Below are 6,831 nucleotides of genomic sequence, written 5' to 3'. Positions count from 1 at the left end.
TGCTGAGGATCCATAGACACCGGCCACATCACCCGACTCGTCGCGGACCACGTTGACCGGCGTCGAACTGTCGTTTGCGACATCCGGCTCGTTCGCAGGTGTAACGGTCTCGCTGACTGCCTGTATCTGCGCTCGTTTGTAAGCGGATTCACTCGGCGCGCCGATCTCTCGCGAAGCCTCGCGGGCCACCTCGTCGACGCGGTCGCTCGAGTCGGCCAGCCCGCTCCCAGCGCTCATGTCCCGTGTGGTCGATTCGACATCCTCGCGGAACACGGGCTCGGAGGATCGGCGCGGATCAGTATCAGGCGATTGAACGACGTCTTCGACGGTGACAATGTCGTCGGCGAGATCTTGGGGGTCGGCCCCGCGGATCTCTTTGTCCATACCCGAGACCATGGCTTCGGCGTCCGCTCGCGTCAGGGGCCGGTCGCGCTCGATCGCGGCCTCGAAGTCCTCGGTCGTCGCAACACGGTCCGACACCGAATTCAGCACATCCGATTGCCGATCGCCCATTCCAAACTCATCGACGGCCGACGTAATCGCATTGAGCTCACCCGCCGTCGGGAGTTCGCCCGAGGCTTCGATCGCCTGAATGATGCGTTCCTCGGTGACGATCGAGTTCGAAATGCTTTGAGCGTGCTCCCGCGTCACTCGCCCATCGCTCACCGACCGAAGGTCGTTCAGGACCTCCTCAACAGTTGTCGAGTCATCGCTGACTTGCGAGTCGACGATCCGTCTGACAGCATCTGGATGGTCCGTGATATCGGTTTTCCCGGATTGGCTCATTCACATCCCCCCCGATGGATGTACCGCGTTTCACCCGCGAACGGGATCTTTTTTGCCTCGGATTCTTTGATTGCCTCCCCACAGCCATTACAGCGCACGTGATCCTCCGGGAGGTCGTCTTTGACCGAGATTTCGTCGCCCGCCGTATCGTCTACGGGTTCATCGACATCGGCCAGATCCTGGTCGATGAGATCGATGATTGTCTCGGCGTCGACGGTCGCGATCGTGGTGTCGTTCACGATCCGATACGTCCCGCGTTCGGGGTCGCAGCACAGTTCACAGCCGCCGGGTTCGCCGGCCGTGTGATCGCCCGTATCACAGCCGTACTCGGACAGTTGTGAACCGGGACCGACGACGTAGCGAGTACCGACCCAGAGGTCGCCCCAACTCAGTGCTTGGGTCCCCCACGCGCCGCCGAGTCGGTCGGCGATCTTCTCTTTGTTCTCACAGTAGAGGTAGATGTGACGCTGGGAGTCGTCGCCGTGGGGACTCGTCACTTCGAACGTCTCAGGGATTTCGATTTCGTCCTCGGGGAACTCGTCGGGATAATCGAGGTCCAACGCAAGCAGCCCCTCGTTGCGCTCTGCGAACTCGACGCCGTAGTTCCCTTTCAGTTCGGAGACGGGAACCGGCTCTCGGGGACTATCGTACGGGTTTTTCTTCCCGAATCTGAGGCGGATGAAGATGTCGTTTGGGTCGCGTCCGATCTCCTCGAATCGGTCGATCAGCCGCTGAATCTCCGGCGGTGGCCCCGCTCCGTAGCCCCACTCGCGACTCGGGTCGATTCCGGGCTCTCGTTTCATCCGTCCCATATCTTGACCGTCGTCGCCTCGGTCCGTGATCTCGCGCTCGAGTAGGAGCTGGGGATCGACGTCGTCGGTAGCAGAAACCAGCAGTGGGCTGGCATCCGCCGCCGAGCCCCGGTTGAGATTCGTCGTCGAGCGGGCCAGCAGTTGGGTCAACACGTCCGCGACGCCGGATTCGTGAGGCACTGCGAGTCCGTTGCCCGTCAGTTTCAACGAGTCGGCCTCGAAGTCCGCGACGACCGTTCGAAGGTCGAGGATCGGAATGTCGAGATCCGGGCCGTCATCGATCTGGTCCCACGTCGTGCTCCGAGCCACGACCGCGTAGATCGTCTCGCCCTCCCGACGCGTGACTGCGAGGCCGTGGATCTGGTCGTCCTCGTGGATCAGTTCCTCGAGTCGCTCCCGGACAGCGATCCTTTCGGCGGCGCGATCGCCGCCGTCGGCGGCTCGAGCCATTAGTCGGCCCCCGAGTTGGATCCGGGGGCGTCGACTGTCGTCTCCGTCTGTTCTTCGATCAGGTCCCGGACGACGTCGTCGTAGGTGTCCCCGCGGCTTTTCAGGTCGTGCAGTGCGTCCGCCGTCTCCTCGTACAGTTCGATCGTCGTCTTTCCCATTCTGGTTCTTACTATAGTAGCCATAGTCTTATGCGTTTGGGTGGTTCGTATGGATGTGACTCGAGGCGGCGCTGTTGCTGGTCGGTAGGAAAACGGAAGAACGGGCAGAGGGCCGGCGTCAGCGAGTTAGTCGCCGCCAGCGACGAGCGGGCGTTTGTCGGGTTCCTTCGGCGGGATCGTCGCCGAAAGCTCGCCCGATTCGGTCAGCGTGACGATCACGCTCTCGCCAGCGAGTTCCTCTTTCGAGTAGCCGAGTGCTTTGACCCCATCTACCGGAATGGAGACATGAATTGAGTTCCCGTGAATGGAGAGATCTCGAATCCCACCAGCGAGAACTTCATCGGAGGCTGACATTGTTCTCACTACGAAATTTATCCATATAAATCCTAGGAATGTACGTACAGCGTTGGAACAACGTGGGTACATTCCGGGCTGTAATGTTCTCTACGCACGAGCCACATATCTAGCGTAGTTGATGCTACGCTCGCCCCAGTGAGCGAGGTCACTGATATACATCAATGAAAAAGAAAATGCTGCTTTCCGTCCTGCTGGCAGTCTTCGCTGTCGGCATGGCGGGGTCAGTCGGTATTGTCGTCGCCGAGTTGGATCTCGGCAACGGAAACGTGTATGACATCGCCGAGTTCGCGATTCCGATTGCGTTCCTGACATTGGCTGCCGGGATTTTGATCGCTGGCCGCAGTCCGGACTCAATTCGGAATTGGGAACTCGTTCTCGTCGCCGTCCCGATGCTCGTGCTCGGGGGGCTGTTCCTCGAGGTCGAGTTCATGGTTCGGCTCATCGAGGACGAACATCCCTGGACCGGGCTGATCGCACTCGGGACTGGGTTCTTCGCGTACTGGATGATGGCCTTCGGTGGCCCACGCAGTACCAGTGGGGGAGGCGGATCGTAGATGATCGACCGTCGCGACATCGTCATTATCGCGGGCGGGACGCTGTTCGTCAGCGTCATGGCGCTCTACGGCATGATCGACTTCGAACTCGCAGGCTACTCGACCACCGATGTCGGGTTCATTACGGCTTCGGTGTCGTGGATTATCGGCTACGTCTACTGCGAGGGCGATACGTGGGATGAGGCGGGCTACCTGTCGAAAATCGTCATGGGACTCTCGTGGATCCTCCTCCTTGGTATGGAGTTCACGACTCAGGTCCCCAACCTAATCGATGCGTTGCCGCTCGGTGCCTGGATTCCCGTCCTGATCCACATGTTCAGCTACTACAGAACCGGCGTCTACGAGGGATAAAACAATGAAATTCATCAACATCAACAGCGGTACGATTCGGAGCGGCATCGTGGCGACACTAACTCTCATGCTCGCGGTGAGCATGATCGCAGGCGGCGCAGCGGCACAGATCGATCGTGACTCCGGCTATGTCGCGAACGATACGACCGTCGATGCAGACGGTCCGACGACTGTCGACGTCGACCTCACGGCAGCAACCGATCCCTCGCTGGATACGGACCCGCTCGAAGTGACGACCTACGTGGTCGACGGTGACGGCAATGTAGTCGACAACCAGACGGCGTCGCTCAATTCAGAGGGAACGGCGACCCACTCCTACGATGTTGATCGTGGCAGCTACGATGTGGAAGTCGTGGCCGCGAATCAAACGCGGGCCGATTCGATGCTGTCCTCGAGTTCGTTTACGACGACCGAGGATCGAAACAGTGCGGCCGAGGTCACTAACAAAACCGTCGAAGTGACGGGAAGTACTGAGCTCATCTACTCGGATCTCTCGGTCGACTCGAACGCCTCGAGCAACGCGTCGATTACGGTCGACCTGCTCGACGAGAATAGCTCGACGGTCGCTTACGACACGGTCAGCATCGCACCCAACGAGAGCGGCTCCGTCGAGTTCGACGTGACCGAGGACGAGCTGAACCTCAGCGAGGGGAACTACACGGTTGAGGTCTACACGACCGATACGACGACCGCAGACTACGTGACCGCCGATATCGGCACCGAAAGCGAATCGATCCTCGCCCCGATCACGTCCGGATCGACTGCTGGCATCCCCAACTGGGGGATCGCCGCTGGGGCAATCGTGCTCATCGGCGGAGGTGTCGTCTACATGCGCCGGAGGGACTGAGCATGGCGGCGCGAAGGGACGCAGACGCTGCAGATAGCCCCCACCCCGATTCGAGTGACCACGTCCCGGAGCCCGGCTGTTCGCTCTCACGGCGACAGGCCATGCAGGCGATGGGTGCGGCGCTCGCGGTCGGTGCGGGGGCGACCGCCTCGAGCGGATCCGCGACGGCCCAAGATAGTGCGGCTGAGGGAGTCCTCTATGGCGTGGCGAGTCCCGCACTCGGGGCCGCGGCTATCGCGACGGAGGTCGCAGATTGGAGCGGCGAAGTCAACACCGACGTCGCCGCCGACGAGTCGATCATCCATTCGCAGTCAGTTTCCGAGATGGAGAGCTACGACGCTCATCACATCACCTACCAGAACTACCTTCAAGACATGAATACCGTCGCGTCACTCGAGGCGCGACACGCCATCGCTTCCGCGTGGGAAGATGGGATGAATTCGAGCGAAGCCTACCAGGCGGCGCTCGAGGCGATTCGGTCTTACTACGCGCAGCGAGAGAAAAACCACTGGGAGGTCGTCAACAAGGCCCTGACGCAGCACTCTCACAGCACGAACACGATCCTCGCAAGCAGCGAGATCACCGACGATTTCCTTGCGGTGTTCGTCGACAACTCGTCGAACAGCAACACGGATCTGCAAAAGGCGATCATCTCGCCCGATCGCGTCGAGACGGAGATCACACTCCACAACGGCGACACTCACACGATGAAGTCGCCGCAACTGCACATCCAGACGACCGACGGGGTCGACGAGGCGAAAAAGGCGATCGGCGCGTTCCATGAGTCGTGGGACTCCGACGCGGAGGTGTTCACCGTCGAAGCGGACAGCTCAACAAATACGTGGGAAACGAACCTTCGGGCGACGGTCCAGTCGGTCGGCGATCCGGCCGACGGTGGGCTGCCGTCGCGGACGGTGTTCTCCGGACCCGACGTGATGGAGATCGTCACCGAGATCACCGACGAGAGCGACCGGGTCGTCAACAACTACAGCGAGTCGTTCGTCTCCGATCTCTATGCGGAGCTCGACGCTGGCAACATCACCCCGTCCGATATTCGCGGTGCCGAGGGTCAGGTTCGGTTCATGTCCGGGACAGACGATGTCTCGAGCGATGCGTATCGAATGGGAATGCTCCAGACGCTCAATATGGAGCAACAGGACTTGAGCAAAATCTCGTCGACGACGATCACGTATAGCGGCTACACTGGCCTTGAGCCGGTCGAGCAGGATGGCGATACCGTCCAGACGCTTGCGGATCACGTCGAAGGTCGGACGATGGAGGGGGTCTTTCAGGCCCGAACGCTGCCGTCTGACGGCCTGAGTATCGGCGAGACCTACGGGACTCAGAGCCTCAATAATGCGATTGTCGGCTACGACTCGAACCTTGCTGTTCTCGGCTCGACTGACGGCGAGATCGCCGAATCCCGTACCCATTCGAGCATTCACAACGTGGTCGCTGACCCGTCTGATTATGGCGTCGCATACCTCGGTGTCGATGGCGACACGATCGCCGTCGATACGACGACCGGCGCGGAACTGTTCCGAACCGGGATCAACGGCGACTACTGCCTTGCAGTCTCACCGGACGGTTCGACGCTGTACATCGGCGGCTACTCGGACCTCACACTGTACGACACAGAGGCTCGCGAGGTCACGGCGACCTATGACCTCTCTGGCGATCCCGTGCAGGGTCTCGCCGTGTCTCCTGACGGGTCCCCTCTGTACGCACTCGCCAGCACCACGGACAGCAATCCGATCTACGAGGTAGACCCGTCGGATGGCTCGTATACGGAGATAGCGTCGGTCTCATCGACGCCGAACGGACTCGAGATGCGTCCCGGCGGCGGGCAACTCGCCGTAGCTTGCACTGGCGGCCCAACGCTCGTAAACCTGTCCGACGGGACGACCAGCAGTCTCGTCGGGACCGGGGCAGATGATGTTGCTTACAGCCGAGACGGTCAAACGCTCGTTGCTGCTCTCAACGGGAGCAGTCTGATGGCATTCGATACCGACGACGAATCCTCGCTGTGGGAGTACACTAACTCCGAGGGATACGTCGGAGTTGACCGATCGGCCGATGGCTCTGCGTTCGTTGCTATCGCAAACGGGTCTGATGCAACTCTGGTCGGTGTTGATCCGAACGGGAACGAACTCTGGACTAATCAACCAATATCGGACTATTCCAGACCCGGCGCTCTCGCAACAATCTCGGTCCAAGAGGACTTTGCAGGGATCGCGGAGCAACCGCTGATGTACGACGCCCCGAACAGCGAGGAAGTCCGCCTCGAGTCCGGTCTGTTCACTGCCGACGACATGACGGACTCGAGCGGCAACACTGTCGAGTCGACCAGCGGAGAGGACTGGGGAGCCCCAGAGTACGGTAGCTACGACTCTCAGGAGTTCGTCGACTACACGAAGGGCACCGAACAGTTCCAACTCGAAGAAGCGTGGGCCGACGACGGCTCAATCGGGATTCCCGGCGTTGGCGGCGACGGCGGCAGTTTCCTCGATTGGCTC

8 protein-coding genes are annotated in these 6,831 nt (G+C 60.6%); 4 read left to right on the top strand and 4 right to left on the bottom strand.

The annotated features are described in order from the left end of the window. The 4 genes from C486_RS00370 to C486_RS00360 form a co-directional block, all read right to left on the bottom strand. On the bottom strand, positions 1 to 786 hold a 786-nt coding region (locus C486_RS00370; protein WP_008451681.1), incomplete at its 3' end, for a hypothetical protein. Continuing rightward, complete coding sequence (locus C486_RS00365; RefSeq protein ID WP_008451680.1) at positions 783 to 2,048, bottom strand: hypothetical protein; 1,266 nt, start codon at positions 2,046 to 2,048, stop codon at positions 783 to 785. The genes C486_RS00365 and C486_RS00370, both read right to left, overlap by 4 nt. After that, positions 2,048 to 2,206, bottom strand: coding sequence for a hypothetical protein (locus C486_RS21460; protein WP_006187018.1), 159 nt, complete (start codon positions 2,204 to 2,206; stop codon positions 2,048 to 2,050). Before C486_RS21460 ends, C486_RS00365 begins: the two co-directional genes overlap by 1 nt. A gap of 126 nt (positions 2,207 to 2,332) precedes the next feature. Then, entirely contained in the window at positions 2,333 to 2,560 is a 228-nt protein-coding gene (locus C486_RS00360) for a hypothetical protein (protein WP_006187019.1), read from the bottom strand. Between the two features lie 164 nt (positions 2,561 to 2,724). Between C486_RS00360 and C486_RS00355 the strand changes: the two genes are divergently transcribed. The 4 genes from C486_RS00355 to C486_RS00340 all read left to right on the top strand — a co-directional run. Further along, complete coding sequence (locus C486_RS00355; RefSeq protein ID WP_241432445.1) at positions 2,725 to 3,117, top strand: hypothetical protein; 393 nt, start codon at positions 2,725 to 2,727, stop codon at positions 3,115 to 3,117. Further along, positions 3,118 to 3,468, top strand: a complete 351-nt coding sequence (locus tag C486_RS00350; protein ID WP_006187021.1) for a hypothetical protein — start codon at positions 3,118 to 3,120, stop codon at positions 3,466 to 3,468. A gap of 4 nt (positions 3,469 to 3,472) precedes the next feature. Continuing rightward, entirely contained in the window at positions 3,473 to 4,315 is an 843-nt protein-coding gene (locus C486_RS00345) for a hypothetical protein (RefSeq protein ID WP_008451672.1), read from the top strand. A gap of 2 nt (positions 4,316 to 4,317) precedes the next feature. Then, on the top strand, positions 4,318 to 6,831 hold a 2,514-nt coding region (locus C486_RS00340), incomplete at its 3' end, for a WD40 repeat domain-containing protein (protein WP_152419092.1).

The sequence above is a fragment of the Natrinema gari JCM 14663 genome (assembly GCF_000337175.1).
Lineage (GTDB): Archaea > Halobacteriota > Halobacteria > Halobacteriales > Natrialbaceae > Natrinema > Natrinema gari.
This window is presented reverse-complemented; position numbering and strand designations above follow the sequence as displayed.

Bases quoted from the DNA above. Each gene is read 5' to 3' on its own strand.
- C486_RS00350 (WP_006187021.1), top strand. From the start codon at position 3,118: ATGATCGACCGTCGCGACATCGTCATTATCGCGGGCGGGACGCTGTTC.
- C486_RS00345 (WP_008451672.1), top strand. From the start codon at position 3,473: ATGAAATTCATCAACATCAACAGCGGTACGATTCGGAGCGGCATCGTG.
- C486_RS00365 (WP_008451680.1), bottom strand. From the start codon at position 2,048: ATGGCTCGAGCCGCCGACGGCGGCGATCGCGCCGCCGAAAGGATCGCT.
- C486_RS00360 (WP_006187019.1), bottom strand. From the start codon at position 2,560: ATGTCAGCCTCCGATGAAGTTCTCGCTGGTGGGATTCGAGATCTCTCC.
- C486_RS00355 (WP_241432445.1), top strand. From the start codon at position 2,725: ATGAAAAAGAAAATGCTGCTTTCCGTCCTGCTGGCAGTCTTCGCTGTC.
- C486_RS21460 (WP_006187018.1), bottom strand. From the start codon at position 2,206: ATGGGAAAGACGACGATCGAACTGTACGAGGAGACGGCGGACGCACTG.